At 70.3% G+C, this 474-nt stretch carries 1 protein-coding gene; it reads right to left on the bottom strand.

Going from position 1 to position 474, the window contains the following annotated elements; genetic code table 11:
* A partial coding sequence (locus HW466_RS31365; protein WP_176316172.1) for a cellulose biosynthesis cyclic di-GMP-binding regulatory protein BcsB occupies positions 1-474 on the bottom strand: 474 nt, incomplete at both ends.

The following is a 474-nucleotide window of genomic DNA, read 5'->3' as shown; positions in this document are numbered from 1 at the left end:
AACGGCGAGAGGTCCAGGGTCGAGTCGGGATCGATCGTGCCTTCCACGTTCGGCAGCAGCGCGCCCGCGCAGTCGCCGGTGTTCGGGATGTCGTAGTAGTACTGCAGGTTCAGCTGCGAGTGCGGGGTCAGCAGCAGCGGCGGGATCTGCACGATGTGGCGCGCGCTGCCGGTATCGCCCGACTCGGCGCCCAGGCGCCCCAGGAAGCGCGCGATGCTGAAGCGCGAGGGGTCGACCGCCGGGATCTGCAGCGAGCGCACGAAGCGGTTGTTGACGCTGATGTTCAGCGAGGAGCGATCCGGGCGCGGGCGCACCGAGTAGCGGTAGCGCAGGTCGAGCGAGGCGCCGTTGGTGTTCCACATGAACAGGTCGGGCGGCACCCGCATGGTCAGCGAGATCGCGCCGGCGTCGTAGCCCTTCACCGACAGCGCGCGCGTGTCGGCCAGCTCGCCGAGCCGCACCGGGCGCGAGGTC

The organism is Burkholderia territorii, from assembly GCF_902833055.1.
Lineage (GTDB): Bacteria > Pseudomonadota > Gammaproteobacteria > Burkholderiales > Burkholderiaceae > Burkholderia > Burkholderia territorii.
The sequence above is the reverse complement of the archived record's forward strand: the minus strand, read 5'-3'. Positions and strand labels throughout refer to the sequence as shown.